Genomic DNA, 17,711 nt, shown 5'->3' with positions numbered 1-17,711 from the left:
CATGCCGGGTGGCCGGGGCCCGCATCGGCGGGGGTGCTGTGACCGGGCGCACGTCGCCGGGGCGGCTCGGGGGGCGGTGTCAGGCCGGTACCCGCGCGCCCCCGAGGATTTCCAGGGTGCGGCGGGTGCTGGGACCCACCACGGCGGCCCACTCGTCCGGGGCGTCGGCGAGCCAGCGGGTCATCCGGGCGGCGAAGCCGGGGACGTGCCGACCGAGGTCGGCCAGGGCGCGGTCGAAGCGGGTGGCGCCCTCGGGGGTGCGGCCCAGCAGCAGCCCGGTGCGGTGGACGAGGGCGCGGACCTCGTCCGCGCGGCGCGGTGCCCAGGCCCCCTGGCCGGCGTCCAGGACCTCCCCACCGGCGTCCAGGATCTCCTGACCGGCGTCCGAGGCCGCCGGGCCGGATTCCGGGACGGCCGACCCGGAATCCGGGAACGCCGACCCTGTTTCCGAGACCGCCGACCCTGTCTCCGAGACTGCCGGGCCGGATTCCGAGACCGCCGCGTGCACCACGGCGACCAGCACCGACGGCTCCTGTTCGCGGGCGAGCAGGAAGTCCAGGAGTTCGGCGCGCGGCGAGCCGGCGGCGCGGGTGCCGGGGGCGGCGAGGACGGTGGCGAGGGCGGCCCGCAGTGGCTCGGGGCCGTCCCTGAGCAGGCCGGTGACCAGCGGGAACAGTACGGGGCGGGCGGCGGGGCCGGGTTCCAGCCGGTGCTCGACGGCGGTGGCGATCCGGCCGGCGGTCTCCGGGTGCGGGCGCGCCGCCTCCCGCAGCAGGTTCGCGGCCGCGCGGGCGAGGGCCGGGGTGGTGACATCGGCGAGCAGACGGCGCAGGCAGTCGGCCGCCACCCGGTGCGGGCCGCGCAGCCGAGTACGGAAGGCGTCCAGGACGGGTTCCGGGTGGGTGGGCAGCGCGGGCAGCAGGGCGGTCGCGGGGACGAGCGGGTCACCGTCGGCGAAGTGGCGCAGCGCGTCGGCCAGATGGCGGTCGCGGAACCGCGGGTCGCCGGCCAGGAGGGCGTGGGCGCCGCCGTGCAGGGCGTGGTCGGCGGGGCGGCCGAGCACGGCGCGCGCGGCACGGCACAGCAGCTCGCGGTCCCCGGCCCCGCGCACATGCGGGGCGGCGCGCAGCGCGAGCGCCACGGCGGCCGGGTGCCGGGCGGACCGCCCGTCCCGCGCCCAGCGGTGCACGGCCCGGCACAGCGCCGACGGCTCCTCCTCGGCGAGCACGGTGAGCAGCTCCTCCGCGTACCGGTGGCCGCTCTCGGCCAGCGCCTGCGTGAGCGTGTCGAGCGCGCCGTGCCGATGGGTGTGCAGCAGGGCCTGCGCGGCGGTCGCCACGGTGGCGTGCGGGGCGGCGGGCAGCGGCCGCTCGTCCTCGAACCACCGCGTCAGACACGGCTGTACGGCGTCGGGTGCGGACGCCAGCAACCGGGCGACGGCGTCGAGGTACCGCTCCCCCGGCGCAGCCGCGACCGCCCCACCGCCCACCGGCGACGCACCCGAGGCCGGCACACCCGCACGCGCCGCACCCGCGGTCGACGCACCCGCACCCGGCGCACCCGCATCCGACGCCGGCGCACCCCCACCGGACGGCCGCACCCGCGCCCTCGACGCGCCCGCCGCCGGGTCGGCGAGGACGAGCCGGCGCAGCAGGTCCAGGCGCCCCGCCATCGGCAGAGGCAGTCCGGTCCAGAAGGCGGGCCCGAACTCCTCCGGCACCGGACGCAGTTCGCGCCGCCAGGCCACCACGCGCTCGGCGAGCAGCCGCAGCACCTCGGTGTACGGCGTCGCGTCCGGCACCTGTCCCAGGGCCCCGGCGAGCAGCCGGGCGGCCCACCAGGACTCGGTGTCCAGATCCAATGCGTCCACCAACTCACGCAACTGAAAGGCGAGTTGACGGGAGCCCTGGCGGCGGCCGAGGTGCAGCAGGGCCTGGACGACGGGCCCGGCGCGATGGCGGGGCACCGGCGCCGCGTCCGTATCCGCGTCCGCATCCACCGGCTCCGCTCCGGAGTCACGGGCGCGGTGCACCAGGGTGTGCACGGCCTCGTCCAGGTCGAGGTGCAGGCCCTGGAGCCAGTCGGCCAGTTCCTCGTGGGCGAAGCGGTAGCCCCGCCCGGCCGGCACGAGCAGGCCCTCGGCGAGCACGGCCGGTGCCCAGCCGGTGCCACCGCCGAGCCGCTCGGGGGCCTGCCCCCACGGGAACACCGCCTCGAAGGACGCGCGGTCCAGTTCCCCGTGCCCCGCCCCGAGGCTGAGCCGGGCGGCCTCGTGCACCTGCCCGGCGACCCGCGCGGCGAGCCGTCGTACGGCCGTGCCGCGCAGCCCGCGCTCGGCGGCGAGCCGCACCGCGATGCGCAGGCACACCAGGTCCAGGTGGGCCGCGAGCACCTCGTGCCGGTCGACGGGACCGGCGAACGGCGCCGTCCGCAGTACGGCCCACACCTCCGACAGCAGCCGCAGGGTGAGCGGATGCCGGGCGTCCCGCGCGGCGAGCAGGCCCTCGGGAAGCCCGTACCGCACCCGCGCCTGCTCGGCCTCCCGTGCGTCCAGGTCGCCAAGTGCCACGGCCCGTGCGGGAATCGAGGCGAAGCCGACCTCTTCCCAGTATTCCGGCCGGCAGGCCACCACCAGACGGGTGCCGGTCTGCCGGAGCCAGGCGAGGGTGCCCTCGGTCCATGCGGAAAGGCGCCGGGCCAGGGCGGGGGGCATCTCCTCGGGGCCGTCGAGGAGGAGCAGGAGGGGGCGGCCGGCGCGGGCGGCGAGGCGTTCGGGGGTGAGGTCGCCGAGGTCGGGGTCGAGACGGCGGGCGGCGGCGATGATGCGGGCGGCCCGGCACAGGGCGCGGTGGGCGGCGTCGGCCAGCGAGCCGTCACGCTCCTCCAGATCGGCGCCGCGCAGCCACAGCGTCGGCGCGGCGGCGCGGGCACGGCGGGCGGCGAGCGCCGCGAGTTCCGTCGTACGGCCGCTGCCCGGTGCGCCGACCAGGCCGAGCACGCACCGGTCGCCCTCGTCCGCGAAGGAGGCCAACTCCGCTGCCACCGCGGGGCGTTCGACCGGCTGCACCAGGGCCCTGGGCGGGCCGTCCTGGCCCACCGAGGTGGCGGTCAGCTCCAGGACGCCGGCGAGGTTGAGGTCGGCGCCGTACGCGGGCACGGTGGCCGCGTTGCGGGCGAGCAGCTCGGCGAGGGGGCCGTCGGCGGTGTGCGGCGGCACGGCGAAGCCGGCGTCGCGGTGGGGGGCGTGCAGGACGGTGCCGAGGACGCCGAGGACCGCGCCGGTACGCGCGTCCACCACAGGGCCGCCGGCCGCCCCGCCGCCGGGGCGCAGCGCGTCCCGGCCCGCCGTCCCGATGGCCAGCTCCAGCGCGTCGCCGATCAGGTGACGGCCGTACGACACCTCGGCGGCGGCCAGCACCCGCGCCTCGCGCCAGACCCCGGCGGCGAGCCGCACGTAGGTGCCGGCCGCGACGCTCTCCCGGCCGCTCAGCGGCAGCGGCGGCACGTCCAGGCCCTCGGTACGCACCAGGGCAAGGTTCCGGGCGGGCAGCCCGGTCACGTCCTCGGCGCCGACCACGCGGGTGCGGTCCCCGGCGCGCAGCACCAGCCGGTCGAGGCCGTCGACGGCTTCGTGGCTGGTCAGGAGGGTGCCGTGGTGGTCGGCGAGGAAGCCGGTGCCGCGGGGGCGGCCGGCGGGGTCCTGGATGTGGACCAGCGGGTCGGTGGTGCGGGCGTCCGCGAAGGGGGCGGGGTCCGTACGGCGGATGCCGAGGGCGCCCGCCGGGTGGGGGTGGGGAAGGGTGGCGCCTGCCGGGTGCGGGCGGGGGCTGGTGATCACCCGCGCGCCGCGCGCCCCGCCCGAGCGTGCACCGTCCGTGCGGGCGGCCTCCCCGTGAGCGGCCTCCGCGTCGGCGGCCTCCGTGTGGGCGGCGGCCGGTCCCGTCGCGTCCGTCATGTCACCCGTGCCGTGCGCCGTGGCCCCGCGGGCGCTGCCGGTTCGCGGGTCTCCTGCCGTCATCGTCCTGCCTTCCCGCCTTGCCCGTGCCTGTGGCGACGGTAGGCGGGTGAAGATCGGCGAGGCGGCCCGCTCGGGGAACGCGCCCCCTTCCGCTCCCCCGGTTCACTCCGAGCGCCTGCCCGGACGGGTGAATTGGCGGGGGCGGCTGGATAACCCTAGAGGTGGGGGAAGTGGGGGGACCGTGGAGCGGCGGCAGGGGCGTACCCCCGTGCCGGCCGCCGCTCCACGGCAAAGGCCCTCATCCGGCGAAGGCCACCGCCCGGACGAGGGCCACCGCCCGACGAGGACCACCGCCCGGACGAAGGCTTGCGCTCAGGCGAAGACGGCCAGGCTCTTGGCCTTGCCCTTGTGCAGTTCGACGAGCGCCAGGAAGCGGCCCTCGGGACCGAACACGGCGACGGGACCGGCGTCCGCGTACTCGTCGGGCATCTCCAGGCGGACCCCGTTCAGCAGCAGCTTGGCGCGCCTGGCGTCCACCTCCCAGCGCGGGAAGGCGGCCCCGGCGGCCTCGGCGATCGGCATCACGGTCAGCTCCTGCTGGAGCTGGTCCAGGGTCCTCGCCGAGTCGAGCTTGTACGGCCCGACGCGCGTGCGGCGCAGCGCGGTGAGGTGTCCGCCGACGCCCAGGTCGGCGCCCAGGTCGCGGGCGAGCGCGCGGATGTAGGTGCCGGAGGAGCAGACGACGGAGACGACCAGGTCGAGGACGGGGGTGCCGTCCTCGGCGACGGCGTCCCGGACGTCGTAGACCGTGAAGGAGGAGACGGTCACCGGGCGGGCCGGGATCTCGAAGTCCTCGCCCTCGCGGGCCCGCTTGTACGACCGCACGCCGTCGATCTTGATGGCGCTGACCTTGGACGGCACCTGCATGATGTCGCCGGAGAGCTTGGCGATGCCGGCGTCGATGGCCTCGCGGGTCACCTTGGAGGCGTCGGTGGACGAGATGATCTCGCCCTCCGCGTCGTCGGTGAGGGTGTCCTGGCCGAGCCGTACGGTGCCCAGGTACTCCTTCTCGGTCAGTGCGAGGTGGCCGAGGAGCTTGGTGGCGCGCTCGACGCCGAGGACCAGCACGCCGGTGGCCATCGGGTCGAGGGTGCCGGCGTGGCCGACGCGGCGGGTCCGGGCGATCCCGCGCATCTTGGCGACCACGTCGTGCGAAGTGAAGCCCGACGGCTTGTCGACGATGACAAGGCCGTCGGGCGTGGTGTGCTTCTGCGTCATTCCGCGGCGTCGCCGTCCGTCTCGTCGTCGGCGGGCTTGCGGTAGGGGTCCGCGCCGCCGGCGTAGGTGGCGCCCGCGGAGGTCTCCCGCACCTTGGCGTCGGACTGCCGGGCCTTGTCGAGGAGGTCCTCGATGGTCCGTGCGGTGTCCGGCAGGGCGTCCGCGACGAAGGTGAGGGTCGGGGTGAACTTGACCCCGGCCGCGCGGCCGACCTCGGAGCGCAGGATGCCCTTGGCGCTCTCCAGGCCCGCCGCTGCGGCCGCCCGCTCCTCGTCGTCCCCGTACACCGTGTAGAAGACGGTCGCCTCCCGCAGGTCACCCGTCACGCGGGTGTCCGTGATGGTGACGTGCGAGCCGAGCCGCGGGTCCTTGATCCCGCGCTGCAGCTTCTGGGCAACCACCTCTCGGATGAGGTCCGCCAGCCTTTTCGCCCGCGCGTTGTCGGCCACTGGTCCAGCTCCCGTTCTTTCCTGATTCCTTGGTCTTTGATCCGTGGTCTTCGTTCCGCGGTCCGGGTCAGTCGTCGTCGCCGTGGAAGCGGCGGCGTACGGACAGCAGCTCCACCTCGGGGCGGGCGGCGACCAGCCGTTCGCACCGGTCCAGTACGTCCGTGAGGTGCGCCGCGTCTCCGGAGACCACGGCGAGGCCGATGATGGCCCGTCGGTGGAGGTCCATGTGGTCCACCTCGGCCGCGCTCACGGCGTACTTCCGCTGGAGTTCGGCGACGATCGGGCGGACGACGGAACGCTTCTCCTTCAGCGAGTGGACGTCGCCGAGGAGGAGGTCGAAGGACAGGGTCCCCACGTACATGTATGTTGCCGGTTCACCCGCCGGTACGGGATCGATGGCCCCTGCCGGGTGGCTGGGGGACATCAAGAAACGGTACCGCGTGCGGGGCGGTGCCTCGACAGGGTTTCGGCCGGCCGCCCGGCCCGGCCGGCCCCGAGGCCGGCCGGAGAGCTCCGTACCGCCTCGCTCCGCCGACAGACCACGAGCCGGACGGCTCGGAGCGGTGCTCCGAGCCGTCCGGCCCCTGTCCAGCCGACCGAGTCGGGTGGGTGGGCGACGGGAAGCGGCACCGCCGGCCGACGGGATCCCCCGTCGGCCGGCGCGCACCGTCACCCCGTTACGCCCGCGGCTTCTCCCGCATCTCGTACGTCGCGATGACGTCGTCGACCTTGATGTCGTTGAAGTTCCCGAGGTTGATACCACCCTCGAAGCCTTCGCGGATCTCGGTGACGTCGTCCTTGAAGCGACGCAGGCCCTCGATGGTGAGGTTCTCCGCGACCACCTTGCCGTCGCGCAGCAGGCGCGCCTTGGTGTTGCGGCGGACCTCGCCGGACCTGACGAGCACACCGGCGAGGTTGCCCAGCTTGGACGAGCGGAAGACCTCGCGGATCTCCGCCGTACCCAGCTCGACCTCTTCGTACTCCGGCTTGAGCATGCCCTTGAGGGCCGCCTCGATCTCCTCGATCGCCTGGTAGATGACCGAGTAGTACCGGACGTCGACACCCTCGCGCTCCGCCATCTGCGCGGCACGGCCGGCCGCACGGACGTTGAAGCCGATGACGATGGCGTCGGAGCCCATCGCCAGGTCGATGTCGGACTCCGTGACCGCACCGACACCGCGGTGCAGGACGCGGATGTCGACCTCTTCGCCGACGTCCAGCTGGAGCAGCGAGGACTCGAGGGCCTCGACCGAACCGGAAGCGTCACCCTTGATGATCAGGTTCAGCTGCTGGACCTCGCCGGCCTTGAGCACCTTGTCCAGGTCCTCCAGGGAGACACGGCGCGTGCGCTTCGCGAAGGCCGCGTTGCGCTCGCGGGCGGCGCGCTTCTCCGCGATCTGACGGGCCGTACGGTCCTCGTCCACCACGATGAAGTTGTCGCCGGCACCCGGAACGTTGGTCAGGCCCAGGACCTGGACCGGCGTCGACGGGCCCGCCTCGGCCACGTTGTTGCCGCTGTCGTCCAGCATCGCGCGGACACGGCCGTACGCGTCGCCGACCACCATGGTGTCGCCGACCCGCAGCGTGCCTCGCTGCACCAGGACCGTGGCGACCGCACCGCGGCCGCGGTCCAGGCGGGACTCGATCGAGATGCCCTGCGCGTCCTGGTGCGGGTTGGCCCGCAGGTCGAGCGAGGCGTCGGCCGTGAGGATCACGGCCTCCAGCAGCGAGTCGATGTGCAGACCCTGCTTGGCGGAGATGTCGACGAACATGGTGTCGCCGCCGTACTCCTCGGCCACCAGGCCGTACTCGGTCAGCTGACCGCGCACCTTGGTCGGGTCCGCGCCCTCGACGTCGATCTTGTTGACCGCGACCACGATCGGCACGTCGGCCGCCTTGGCGTGGTTGAGCGCCTCGACCGTCTGCGGCATGACGCCGTCGTTGGCCGCGACGACCAGGATCGCGATGTCCGTCGACTTCGCACCGCGGGCACGCATGGCGGTGAACGCCTCGTGACCCGGAGTGTCGATGAAGGTGATCGCGCGGTCCTCGCCGTTGACCTGGGTCGCGACCTGGTAGGCACCGATGTGCTGGGTGATGCCGCCGGCCTCGCCCGCGATGACGTTCGTCTTGCGGATGGCGTCGAGCAGCCGGGTCTTACCGTGGTCGACGTGACCCATGACGGTCACGACCGGCGGACGGACGACCAGGTCCTCCTCGGTGCCCTCGTCCTCGCCGAACTCCAGGTCGAAGGACTCGAGCAGCTCGCGGTCCTCCTCCTCGGGGCTGACGATCTGGACGTTGTAGTTCATCTCGTCGGCCAGGAGCTGCAGCGTCTCGTCGGAGACGGACTGCGTGGCCGTGACCATCTCGCCGAGGTTCATCATGACCGCGACGAGGGACGCCGGGTTGGCGTTGATCTTCTCCGCGAAGTCGGTGAGCGACGCGCCGCGGGAGAGTCGGATGGACTCGCCGTTGCCGCGCGGCAGCATCACGCCGCCGACGCTCGGGGCCTGCATGGCCTCGTACTCCTGGCGACGCTGCCGCTTCGACTTGCGGCCACGACGCGCGGGACCACCGGGACGGCCGAAGGCGCCCTGCGTGCCACCACGGCCACCGGGACCGCCGGGACGGCCACCGAAGCCGGGACGACCGCCGCCACCGGGGCCGCCGCCGAAGCCGCCGCCACCGCCACCGGGACGACCGGCGAAACCGCCGCCGCCACCCGGACGGGCACCGCCGCCACCGCCGCCGGGACGACCGGCGAAGCCGGGACGACCGCCGCCGCCGCCACCGCCGGGCCGGCCGGCACCGGCCGGACCACGGCCGCCGGGGCCGGGACGCGGGCCGGCAGCGGGACGCTGCGGCATCATGCCGGGGTTCGGACGCGGGCCGCCCGGACGCGGGGCGCCGCCCTGCGGACGGGGCATCGAGCCCGGAGTCGGACGGGGACCGCCGGGAGCCTGCGGACGCGGACCGCCGCCCTGGGCGCCGGGCGCCTGCGGACGGGGACCGGCGCCGGGGGCGCCGCCGGGACGCGGACCACCCTGCGGACGGGGCGCCTGCGGGCGCGCCATGCCGGTGGAGCCGCCGGAGGTGAAGGGGTTGTTGCCCGGACGCGGGCCGGAGGGACGGGCACCCGGACGCGGGGCCTGGCCACCGGGACGCGGCGCACCCTGACCCGGACGGGCCTGACCCTGACCGGGGGCCGGACGGCCACCGGGCTTGGGGGCACCGGGACGGGCGCCGCCGGGACGCGGACCCTGCGCGGCCGGAGCCTGCGGGGTCTGAGCGGCGGGGGCGGCCGGCGGAGCGGTGAACTCCGGGGCGGCCGGAGCCGGACGCGGCGCGGGCTTGGGGCCCGGAACCGGACGCGGACCCGGAGCCGGCGCGGAGGCCGCGGGAGCCGCCGGGGCCGCCGGCTGCTGCGCGGCGGGCGTCGGGGGCTTGGGCGCCGGCGGCCGCGGGGCAGCCGGACGAGCCGCCTGCGCCGGAGAGGGCGCGGCGGGCTTGGGGGAAGCCTTGCGCGGGGCGGGCTTGGCGGACTTGCCGCTGCCACCACCCTGGAAGGCGTCGGTCAGCTTGCGTACAACCGGCGCTTCGATGGTCGAAGACGCCGAACGGACGAATTCACCGAGTTCCTGGAGCTTGGCCATGACGACCTTGCTCTCGACACCGAACTCCTTGGCGAGTTCGTAGACCCGGACCTTAGCCACTTCGCTCCTTTGAGGTCCGGGTGAAGCCGGACCGTCGCTAGTTCATGGGCGTACTCATCGCGTACTCATCGAGTGCTCATCGCAATCTCGACCTGCTTTCGACTCGCGAGGTACCAAGCCGCACGGGGTTCCGTACGGCATGTCTTACGGCGTTGCCTGCTCGGCAACTGTCGCCTGCTCGACGTATCGGCGCAACGCCTTTGTGTCGAGCGCGGCCGGGGCGCGCAGTGCCCTCGGCAACGCTCGGCGGCGTACCGCCTGGTCGACACAGACCAGGGCGGGGTGCACATAAGCACCCCGGCCGGGCAGCGTACCGCGCGGATCGGGGACGCATTCGCCCTCTCTCCGCACGATCCGCAGAAGATCGTCCTTGGCCGCCCGCTCCCGGCACCCCACACAGGTGCGTTCAGGGCATGCTCCGGCATGCGTCCGGCCAGACACGGCTAAGTCTACCTCCCCGCACCGACCTCACCCCCGTGGGGGAAAGATCGAACGGTTGTTGTCCCATTCCAAGCCACTCTCGGCCTGGATCATTCCCTGGTGGCGAAGCGCCTACTCCGCGGGCTGCTCGGTGTCGGGCCGGATGTCGATGCGCCAGCCGGTGAGCCGGGCGGCCAGGCGGGCGTTCTGCCCCTCCTTGCCGATGGCCAGCGAGAGCTGGTAGTCCGGCACGGTCACCCGCGCGGAGCGGGAGGCGAGGTCCACGACCTCCACCTTGCTCACCCGAGCGGGTGACAGGGCGTTCGCCACCATCTCCGCCGGGTCGTCCGACCAGTCGACGATGTCGATCTTCTCACCGTTCAGCTCGCCCATCACATTGCGGACCCGGCCGCCCATGGGGCCGATGCAGGCGCCCTTGGCGTTCAGACCCGAGCGGGTGGAGCGGACGGCGATCTTGGTGCGGTGGCCGGCCTCGCGGGCGATGGCGGCGATCTCCACCGAGCCGTCGGCGATCTCCGGCACCTCCAGGGCGAACAGCTTCTTCACCAGGTTCGGGTGGGTGCGCGAGAGCGTCACGGAGGGTCCGCGCACGCCCTTGGCGACCCGGACCACGTACGACCGCAGGCGCTGGCCGTGCGGGTAGGTCTCGCCGGGGACCTGCTCCTGCACCGGCAGGATGGCCTCCAGCTTGCCGATGTCCACCAGCACGTTCTTCGGGTCCCGGCCCTGCTGGACCACGCCGGTGACGATGTCGCCCTCACGCCCCGCGTACTCGCCGAGCGTCGCGTCGTCCTCGGCGTCGCGCAGGCGCTGCAGGATCACCTGCTTGGCGGTGGTGGCGGCGATGCGGCCGAAGCCCGAGGGGGTGTCGTCGAACTCCCGCGGCTCCTGCCCCTCCTCCAGGTCCTCGGGGTCCTCCTTCGCCCACACGGTCACATGACCGGTCCCCCGGTCGAGCTCCACGCGCGCATGCCGGCGGCTTCCCTCGGTGCGGTGGTAGGCGATGAGGAGGGCCGACTCGATCGCTTCGACCAGCAGGTCGAAGGAGATCTCCTTCTCCCTGACCAAGCCCCGCAGGGCGCTCATGTCGATGTCCACGGCTACGCCTCCTCCTCTTCCTTGTCCTTCTTGTCCTTGCGGTTGAACTCGACCTGCACGCGCGCCTTGGCGATCTCCGGGAAGGCGATCCGGCGGGTGGTGGCCTTGCGGCCCTTGACGCCGGGGACCTCGGTGTCGAGGCCCTCCTCGTCCACGGCCAGGATCCGCGCGACCAGTTCGCCGCCCTCGGTCAGCTGGAACTTCACGAGCCGGTCCACGGCGCGCACGAAGTGCCGGTGTTCGGTGAGGGAGCGCTCCGCGCCGGGGGTGCCGACCTCCAGGTCGTACGCGGTGTCACCCATCGCGTCGGTCTCGTCCAGCTTCGCCGAGAGCGCACGGCTCACATCGGCGATCGCGTCCAGGTCCGCCCCGGAGTCCGAGTCGACGACCACGCGCAGCACCCGCTTGCGTCCGACGGAGTCGATCGCGATCTCTTCGAGATCCAGCCCCTGGGAGGTGACGAGCGGTTCCAGCAGCTCTCGCAGCCTCTCGCTCTGGGTGGTGCTCATCCGGGTGACTCCTCGGCCGCGTGTGCTGTTGTGGGATGGGTCGCGTGTCTGATCAAAGGGTATCCGGTCGCGGGGAGTGTTGCCGTCCACCTGTGGACAACCCGGCGCGGGACGGGTGAGGCCGGGCGGTGCCGGTGACTGGTATCGGACAGATGCGCGGGTACGGTGATCACGCGCGCTCGCTCGCCGCACTTCTTGTCGTACGAGTTCCCCGAGGACGTCTGCCGTGCCGTACCCCTCGCCACCGCGTTCCCCCTCGGGGCCGCGTGTCCGCAGAAGAACCCTGCTGGCCTCGGCCGCCGGTACCGCCCTGCTGGCGGGCTGCACCTCGGGCGCGGATTCCGGCGACGACCCCTCGGCCGCCGCGCGGGCCCGTGCGGCGGCCGCCGCGGACAGCACCGCGCTGCTGGCCCGCTACGACGCCGTGCTCACGGCGTTCCCGGACCTCGCGGAGCGGTTGCGCCCGCTGCGCGCGGAGGTCGCGGCCCACGTCGCCGCGTTCACGGAGGGGACGACCCCCACCCCGACCCCCTCGGGCTCCGCCTCCCCCGGCCCCTCGCCCGCCCCCGTGCCGGCGAGGGGGAAGGACGCCCTCGCCGCGCTGGCCGCCGCCGAGCGGGCGCTCGCCGACCGGCGGGCCAAGGCGCTGCTGGACGTGCCGGGCGAGTCGGCCCGGCTGCTGGCCTCGACCGCGGCGGCCGGTGCCGCGCACGCGTACCTGCTGACCACGGGGGCGGCGAAGTGAGCGACGACCGCGAGAAGGCCGAACTGGCCGCCCTCCAGGCCGCGTTGGCGGCCGAGCACGCGGCGGTGTACGGGTACGGCGTCGTCGGCGGCCGGGTGGCCGACGGGCGCCGGGGCGAGGCGAAGGCGGCGTACGACGCCCACCGGGCCCGGCGGGACGCGCTGACCCGCGAGGTGCGGGACCTGGGCGGCCGGCCGGTGGCGGCGAGCGCGGCCTACGCCCTGCCGTTCGCGGTGCGCGACGCGGCCGACGCGGTACGGCTCGCCGCTCGGCTCGAGGAGCGGGTGGCCGGGGTCTACGCCGACCTGGTGCGCTCGGCCTCCGGTGCGCGGCGCGCCTCGGCGGCGGCGGCGCTGCGGGAGGCCGCGGTGCGGGCGGTGGCCTGGAGCGGACGGAGCGTAGCCTTCCCTGGGCTCGCCGAGCGGGCGGGCGAGGGGACGGGGACCGGTACGGACACGGGGACCGTGGGCGCGGGGCCGTCGGGGGCCGTGGCGCCGGCCCGCTGAGGCTTGCAGGGCCGAGGCTTACAGGACTGAGGAAGGGAACGGCTCGCGCATGGCTTTCGAACCGCCGCGGCGCCTGGTGCGGGCGCTCGGGGAGAGCGCCCCGGCCGGGGACGACTGGCTGGCCGGGCTGCCGGAGCTGGCCGAACGAGCCGTGGCGCGGCGGGAGTTGACCGTCGAGCGGGTGCAGGTGCCGGGCGGCCGCAGCAGCCTGGTGGTGCTGGTGCGGCGGGCGGACGGCGGCCCGGCGGTGCTGAAGCTGGCCCCGCCCAGGGCCCGGCCGGAGAGCGAGCGGGTGGCGCTGGCGCACTGGGGCGGCCGGGGTGCCGTACAGCTGCTGGAGTCGGACGCGGAGGACAGCGCGGAGGGGGCGCTGCTGCTGGAACGGCTGCACCCCGATGTCTCGGTGCGGTCGCTGCCGGAGGCGAAGGCCCTGCTGGAGGCGGCGGGCACGCTGCGGCGGCTGTGGGTGGAGCCACCCGCCGACCATGCGTTCGAGACCGTCGCCGAGCGCACCGGGCGGCAGGCGGTGGCGATGCGGGCGGGCGCGGAGCGGGAGCCGGAGGCGGCGCCACTGGTGGACGCGGCGCTGGCGGCACGGGAGGAGCTGCTCGCGGCGCCGCCGGAGGAGCGGCTGCTGCACGGGACGTTCCGGCAGAGCAAGGTGCTGGCCGGGGAGCGGCTGCCCTGGCTGGCGGTGGGTCCGGATCCGGTGGTCGGCGAGCACGCGTTCGACTTGGCGCGGCTGGTGCGGGACCGGGTGGAGGACCTGATCGCCTCACCGGCAGGCGCGTCCATCACCCGGCGCCGGATCAAGCGCCTCGCGGAGTCCCTGGAGGTGGACCAGGAACGGCTGCGGGGGTGGACGCTGTTCCGGGCGGTGGAGTCGGGGGTGCGTGCGGTGCGGGTCGGCAGGCCCAGGGACGGGGAGTTGCTGCTGGAGTTCGCCGGGTGGCTTTAGGCGGCGGTGGCGGTGGCGGTGTTCACGGTTTGCGGGTCACCCAGATCATTTCCGCCGGCCAGCGGTGTGCCCAGTCGGGCGGGTCGGTCTCGTTGTAGCCGTTGGCCGCCGCGGGTTCGGGCCGCGGTTCGATGAGGTCGTCGATGACGAGGCCGGCACCGCGCAGGACCCTGATCCAGTCGCCGTAGGTGAGCTGGTAGCTGGTCGCGCCGTCGTCCTCGGCGATGGTGTTCAGCCCGAAGTAGTCCTGCTGCAGCGTCGTGGTCACGCGGCCGGCGGCTTCGTCGTAGCAGGCTTCGAACCAGGGGCTGGCGACGTTGAACACCAGCCGGCCGCCGCGGCGCAGGACACGCGCGGCCTGCGGGACGGCCAGGTGCGGAGGTGCCCAGCTGAGCCCGCCGTAGTCGCAGAAGACCAGGTCGAAGCTGTCGGCGGCGAACGGGAGGTGTTCGGCGGCGCCCTGCACCAGCGGGTAGCGGGCCGCTCCCCTCGCGCGGGCCGCCGCGGCGAGCTGGGCCTCGGACAGGTCGAGCCCGACCACGTGGGCGCCCTCGGCGGCGAGCGCCCTGGACCACTGGCCGGCGCCGCAGCCGAGTTCGAGGACGCGCTTGCCGGTGACGTCGCCCAGGGCGCCCAGGTGCGCGTCGGGGATGGCGTACGTGCCCCACAGCCGGGGGGCGGCGCCGATCTGCGGGTCGTGTGCGCGCTGGTAGGTGCTGCTGAAGCGGTTCCAGAAGCGCCGGTTGGCGGGGATGCTGTCCACGCGCCGACTTCAGCACCACCTGCCGGGTACGGTCAACAGGATGGGCGGAGCCCCGCACCCTTGCGGGCGCGGGGCTCCCGAGCGGGGATTACGCCGTCAGACGCGCGATCGCGTCCTCCACCGTGACTTCCTCGCGCTCGCCCGTCTTGCGGTCCTTCAGCTCCAGGACGCCCTCGGCCGCGCGGCGGCCGGCGACGAGGATCCGGGGGACGCCGATCAGTTCGGCGTCGGTGAACTTGACGCCCGGCGAGACACCGGCGCGGTCGTCGACCAGGACGCGGACGCCCGCGGCGGCCAGCTTGCCGGCGACGTCGAGGGCCAGCTCGGTCTGGAGGGCCTTGCCGGCGGCGACCACGTGCACGTCGGCCGGGGCGATCTCCTTGGGCCAGCACAGGCCCTGCTCGTCCGCGGTCTGCTCGGCGAGCGCGGCGACGGCGCGGGAGACGCCGATGCCGTAGGAGCCCATGGTGACCCGGACGGGCTTGCCGTTCTGGCCGAGGACGTCGAGCTTGAGGGCGTCGGCGTACTTGCGGCCCAGCTGGAAGATGTGGCCGATCTCGATCGCGCGGTCCAGCTTCAGGCCGGTGCCGCAGGCGGGGCAGGGGTCGCCCTCCTGGATCACCACGACGTCCACGTACTCGTCGACCTCGAAGTCCCGCCCGGCGACGACGTTCTTCGCGTGGGTGTCCGCCTTGTTCGCGCCGGTGATCCAGGCGGTGCCGGGGGCCACGCGCGGGTCGGCGATGTACTTCACCTTCTCGCCGAGGCCCTGCGGTCCGACGTAGCCGCGCACCAGGTCGGGGCGGTCCGCGAAGTCCGCCTCGGTGACCATCTCGACGGCGGCGGGCGCGAAGTGCTCCTCCACCTTGCCCATGTCCACCTCGCGGTCGCCGGGCACGCCCACCGCGACGATCTCGCCGTCCACCTTGACCAGCAGGTTCTTCAGCGTGTCGGACGCCTGCACGCCGAGCGAGGCGGCCAGCGTCTCGATGGTCGGGGTGCCGGGCGTGGGGATCTCCTCCAGCGCGGGCACGGCGGAGCCGTCGACGGGCTGGAGCGCGTAGTGGACCGCCTCGGTGTTCGCGGCGAAGTCGCAGTTCGGGCAGTCCGCGAAGGTGTCCTCGCCGGCCCCGGCGGGGGCCAGGAACTCCTCCGACTTGGAGCCGCCCATCGCACCGGCGGTGGCCGCGACGATGCGGTAGTCCAGGCCGAGGCGCGCGAAGATCCGCTGGTAGGCCTCGCGGTGCAGGGCGTACGCCTCGGCGAGGCCCTCGTCCGCGGTGTCGAAGGAGTACGAGTCCTTCATCAGGAACTCGCGGCCGCGCAGGATGCCGGCGCGGGGGCGGGCCTCGTCGCGGAACTTGGACTGGATCTGGTAGAGGATCACCGGCAGGTCCTTGTAGGACGTGCACTGGTCCTTGACCAGCAGGGTGAAGATCTCCTCGTGGGTGGGGCCGAGGAGGTAGTCGCCGCCCTTGCGGTCCTTGAGCCGGAACAGCTCCTGCCCGTACTCGTCCCAGCGGCCGGTGGCGTCGTAGGGCTCGCGGGGCAGCAGCGCGGGCAGCAGCACCTCCTGGGCGCCGATGGCGTCCATCTCCTCGCGTACGACGCGCTCCACGTTGGCGAGGACCTTCTTGCCCAGGGGCAGCCAGGACCAGATGCCGGCGGCGGTGCGGCGGACGTACCCGGCGCGGACGAGGAGCTTGTGGCTGAGGACCTCGGCGTCCGCCGGGTCGTCGCGCAGCGTCTTCGCCATCAACTGGGACATGCGCTGGACCTGTGCGTTGGCCATGGTTCTCGTACTCCTACAGATAACCGGTGATGGCATAGGAGGTTAGCCGGGCTTGCCGGGCGGGCGGAAATCGGTTATCGCCCTATCGCCTGCGCAGCGGCAGCGGGGCCCCCATGACGGCGTACGGGCGCGGCGCGCTCGGGAAGTGCACGCGGCGGGCGAGGTCGACGTAGCCCAGGGAGTGGTAGAGGCCGCGGGCGGGACTGTCGGTGTCGATCGCGGAGAGGATCGAGCGGGGTTCGGTGGCCGAGTCGGTGATCCGGGTGATCAGACGGCGGCCGATGCCCCGGTTCTGGTGGTCCGGGTGGACGTGCAGTTCGGTGATCACGAAGGAGTCGTCCAGCCAGGAGTCGTTGCCCGCCGCGCGCAGGTACGGCTCGACGACCGTGGACCACCAGTGGGTACGGGAGTTCGGCATGCCGTAGACGAAGCCGACGAGGAGCCCGCCGACGCTCGCGCCGAGGGCCCGCGCGCCCGGAAACCGCATGTGCCGCTGGACGATCTGGCGCCGTACGGCGACTTCGTCCGGGCCGAGGCCGAACGCCAGCGCTTGGACCGCCAGGGCCTCGTCCACGCGGGCCGCCAGGTCCAGGGGGCCGATCGCTAGATCCATGCCGGGAGCGTATCCGGGTTCAGAACAGCACACTCATGAAGGCGCCGATCTCCTGGAAGCCCACCCTGCGGTAGGTGCGGCGCGCGGCGGTGTTGAAGTCGTTGACGTACAGGCTGACCACGGGGGCGACGTCCGCGAGCGCGTAGCGCAGGACCGCCGCCATGGCCGGGGCGGCGACGCCCTTGCCCCGGTGCTCGGGGGCCACCCATACGCCCTGGATCTGGCATGCCTGGGAGGTGGCCGCGCCGATCTCGGCCTTGAAGACGACCTTGCCGTCCCGGTCGAGCCGGGCGAAGGCCCGCCCGGCGCCCACGAGTTCGGCGACCCGCGCCTGGTAGAGCAGCCCGCCGTCCCCCGCCAGCGGGGAGACGCCGACCTCCTCGGTGAACATGGCCACGCACGCCGGCATGATCGTCTCCATCTCGTCCTTGCGGACGCGGCGGACGTAGGGGTCCGGGGCGATGTCGTCGGGCATGCGGTCGGTGACCATCAGCGGCTGGTGGGGCCTGACGTCGCGGGCCGGGCCCCAGTGGGGTTCCAGCAGCCGCCACAGCGCGGAGGTGGCGTCGGCGGGGCCGACGATGGAGGAGCAGCGCCGCCCGGCCCGCCGGGCACGGTCGGCGAAGCCCCGCACGGCGCGGGGGGTGGCGCAGATCGGGACCAGGTTGGCGCCCGCATAGCACAGGGACGTGAGCATGCCGTCCTCGTACCAGCCCCACATCTCGCCGCCGAGCCGCCAGGGGTCGAGCCCGGCGATCCGGACGCGCGCGGTCACGAAGGCATTCGCGACCGGCTCGCGGTCCAGGACCGCGAGCGCGGCGTCGAGGTCGCTCGGTTCGAGCACCCGTGAGGTGGTCTGGGTCAACAAGTGCGGGGGCCTCACCC

The 17,711-nt window shown here is 74.2% G+C and carries 15 protein-coding genes; 3 read left to right on the top strand and 12 right to left on the bottom strand.

What is annotated here, in order from left to right:
• Positions 1 to 79 precede the first annotated feature (79 nt).
• From ACZ7EC_RS29185 to rimP, 8 genes are all read right to left on the bottom strand, one after another.
• On the bottom strand, positions 80 to 3,955 hold the full coding sequence (locus ACZ7EC_RS29185; protein ID WP_471067215.1) for a trypsin-like peptidase domain-containing protein: 3,876 nt from the start codon (positions 3,953 to 3,955) through the stop codon (positions 80 to 82).
• A 375-nt stretch (positions 3,956 to 4,330) separates the two neighbouring features.
• Positions 4,331 to 5,236: a tRNA pseudouridine(55) synthase TruB gene (gene truB, locus ACZ7EC_RS29180; protein ID WP_471067213.1), complete on the bottom strand. Its 906-nt coding sequence runs from the start codon at positions 5,234 to 5,236 to the stop codon at positions 4,331 to 4,333.
• Positions 5,233 to 5,685, bottom strand: a complete 453-nt coding sequence (rbfA, locus tag ACZ7EC_RS29175; RefSeq protein WP_471067211.1) for a 30S ribosome-binding factor RbfA — start codon at positions 5,683 to 5,685, stop codon at positions 5,233 to 5,235. Before rbfA ends, truB begins: the two co-directional genes overlap by 4 nt.
• Before the next feature lie 67 nt (positions 5,686 to 5,752).
• Positions 5,753 to 6,046, bottom strand: a complete 294-nt coding sequence (locus tag ACZ7EC_RS29170; protein ID WP_355152423.1) for a DUF503 domain-containing protein — start codon at positions 6,044 to 6,046, stop codon at positions 5,753 to 5,755.
• 316 nt (positions 6,047 to 6,362) lie between these two features.
• Positions 6,363 to 9,401: a translation initiation factor IF-2 gene (gene infB / locus ACZ7EC_RS29165; RefSeq protein ID WP_471067209.1), complete on the bottom strand. Its 3,039-nt coding sequence runs from the start codon at positions 9,399 to 9,401 to the stop codon at positions 6,363 to 6,365.
• Between the two features lie 144 nt (positions 9,402 to 9,545).
• A complete protein-coding gene (locus ACZ7EC_RS29160; protein ID WP_471067207.1) occupies positions 9,546 to 9,842 on the bottom strand; it encodes a YlxR family protein in 297 nt (98 codons plus the stop codon).
• 111 nt (positions 9,843 to 9,953) lie between these two features.
• On the bottom strand, positions 9,954 to 10,940 hold the full coding sequence (gene nusA, locus ACZ7EC_RS29155) for a transcription termination factor NusA (protein WP_471067206.1): 987 nt from the start codon (positions 10,938 to 10,940) through the stop codon (positions 9,954 to 9,956).
• 2 nt (positions 10,941 to 10,942) lie between these two features.
• Positions 10,943 to 11,449: a ribosome maturation factor RimP gene (rimP, locus tag ACZ7EC_RS29150; protein WP_471067204.1), complete on the bottom strand. Its 507-nt coding sequence runs from the start codon at positions 11,447 to 11,449 to the stop codon at positions 10,943 to 10,945.
• 226 nt (positions 11,450 to 11,675) lie between these two features.
• Between rimP and ACZ7EC_RS29145 the strand changes: the two genes are divergently transcribed.
• Genes ACZ7EC_RS29145 through ACZ7EC_RS29135 form a run of 3 tightly spaced genes read left to right on the top strand, consistent with a single transcriptional unit; the run spans position 11,676 to position 13,658 of the window.
• Positions 11,676 to 12,194, top strand: coding sequence for a hypothetical protein (locus tag ACZ7EC_RS29145; protein ID WP_471067202.1), 519 nt, complete (start codon positions 11,676 to 11,678; stop codon positions 12,192 to 12,194).
• Complete coding sequence (locus ACZ7EC_RS29140; RefSeq protein ID WP_471067200.1) at positions 12,191 to 12,700, top strand: ferritin-like domain-containing protein; 510 nt, start codon at positions 12,191 to 12,193, stop codon at positions 12,698 to 12,700. The genes ACZ7EC_RS29145 and ACZ7EC_RS29140 overlap by 4 nt, the downstream gene beginning before the upstream one ends.
• 49 nt (positions 12,701 to 12,749) lie before the next feature.
• Positions 12,750 to 13,658, top strand: coding sequence for an aminoglycoside phosphotransferase family protein (locus ACZ7EC_RS29135; RefSeq protein ID WP_471067198.1), 909 nt, complete (start codon positions 12,750 to 12,752; stop codon positions 13,656 to 13,658).
• 22 nt (positions 13,659 to 13,680) lie between these two features.
• Here the strand turns inward: ACZ7EC_RS29135 and ACZ7EC_RS29130 are convergent, their stop codons facing one another.
• The 4 genes from ACZ7EC_RS29130 to ACZ7EC_RS29115 all read right to left on the bottom strand — a co-directional run bounded on the left by ACZ7EC_RS29130 (position 13,681) and on the right by ACZ7EC_RS29115 (position 17,694).
• Complete coding sequence (locus ACZ7EC_RS29130; protein WP_471067197.1) at positions 13,681 to 14,421, bottom strand: class I SAM-dependent methyltransferase; 741 nt, start codon at positions 14,419 to 14,421, stop codon at positions 13,681 to 13,683.
• Positions 14,422 to 14,509: 88 nt separating this feature from the next.
• On the bottom strand, positions 14,510 to 16,213 hold the full coding sequence (locus ACZ7EC_RS29125; RefSeq protein ID WP_471067195.1) for a proline--tRNA ligase: 1,704 nt from the start codon (positions 16,211 to 16,213) through the stop codon (positions 14,510 to 14,512).
• An 82-nt stretch (positions 16,214 to 16,295) separates the two neighbouring features.
• The gene (locus tag ACZ7EC_RS29120) at positions 16,296 to 16,826 is read right to left on the bottom strand and encodes a GNAT family N-acetyltransferase (RefSeq protein WP_471067193.1); all 531 of its coding nucleotides are present in this window, start codon (positions 16,824 to 16,826) and stop codon (positions 16,296 to 16,298) included.
• 19 nt (positions 16,827 to 16,845) lie between these two features.
• A complete protein-coding gene (locus tag ACZ7EC_RS29115) occupies positions 16,846 to 17,694 on the bottom strand; it encodes a GNAT family N-acetyltransferase (RefSeq protein ID WP_471067191.1) in 849 nt (282 codons plus the stop codon).
• Positions 17,695 to 17,711 lie beyond the last annotated feature (17 nt).

It is taken from the genome of Streptomyces sp. NPDC037203, from assembly GCF_055605065.1.
Note: the sequence above shows the minus strand (reverse complement) of the source record. Positions and strands in the feature narration are given on the sequence as shown.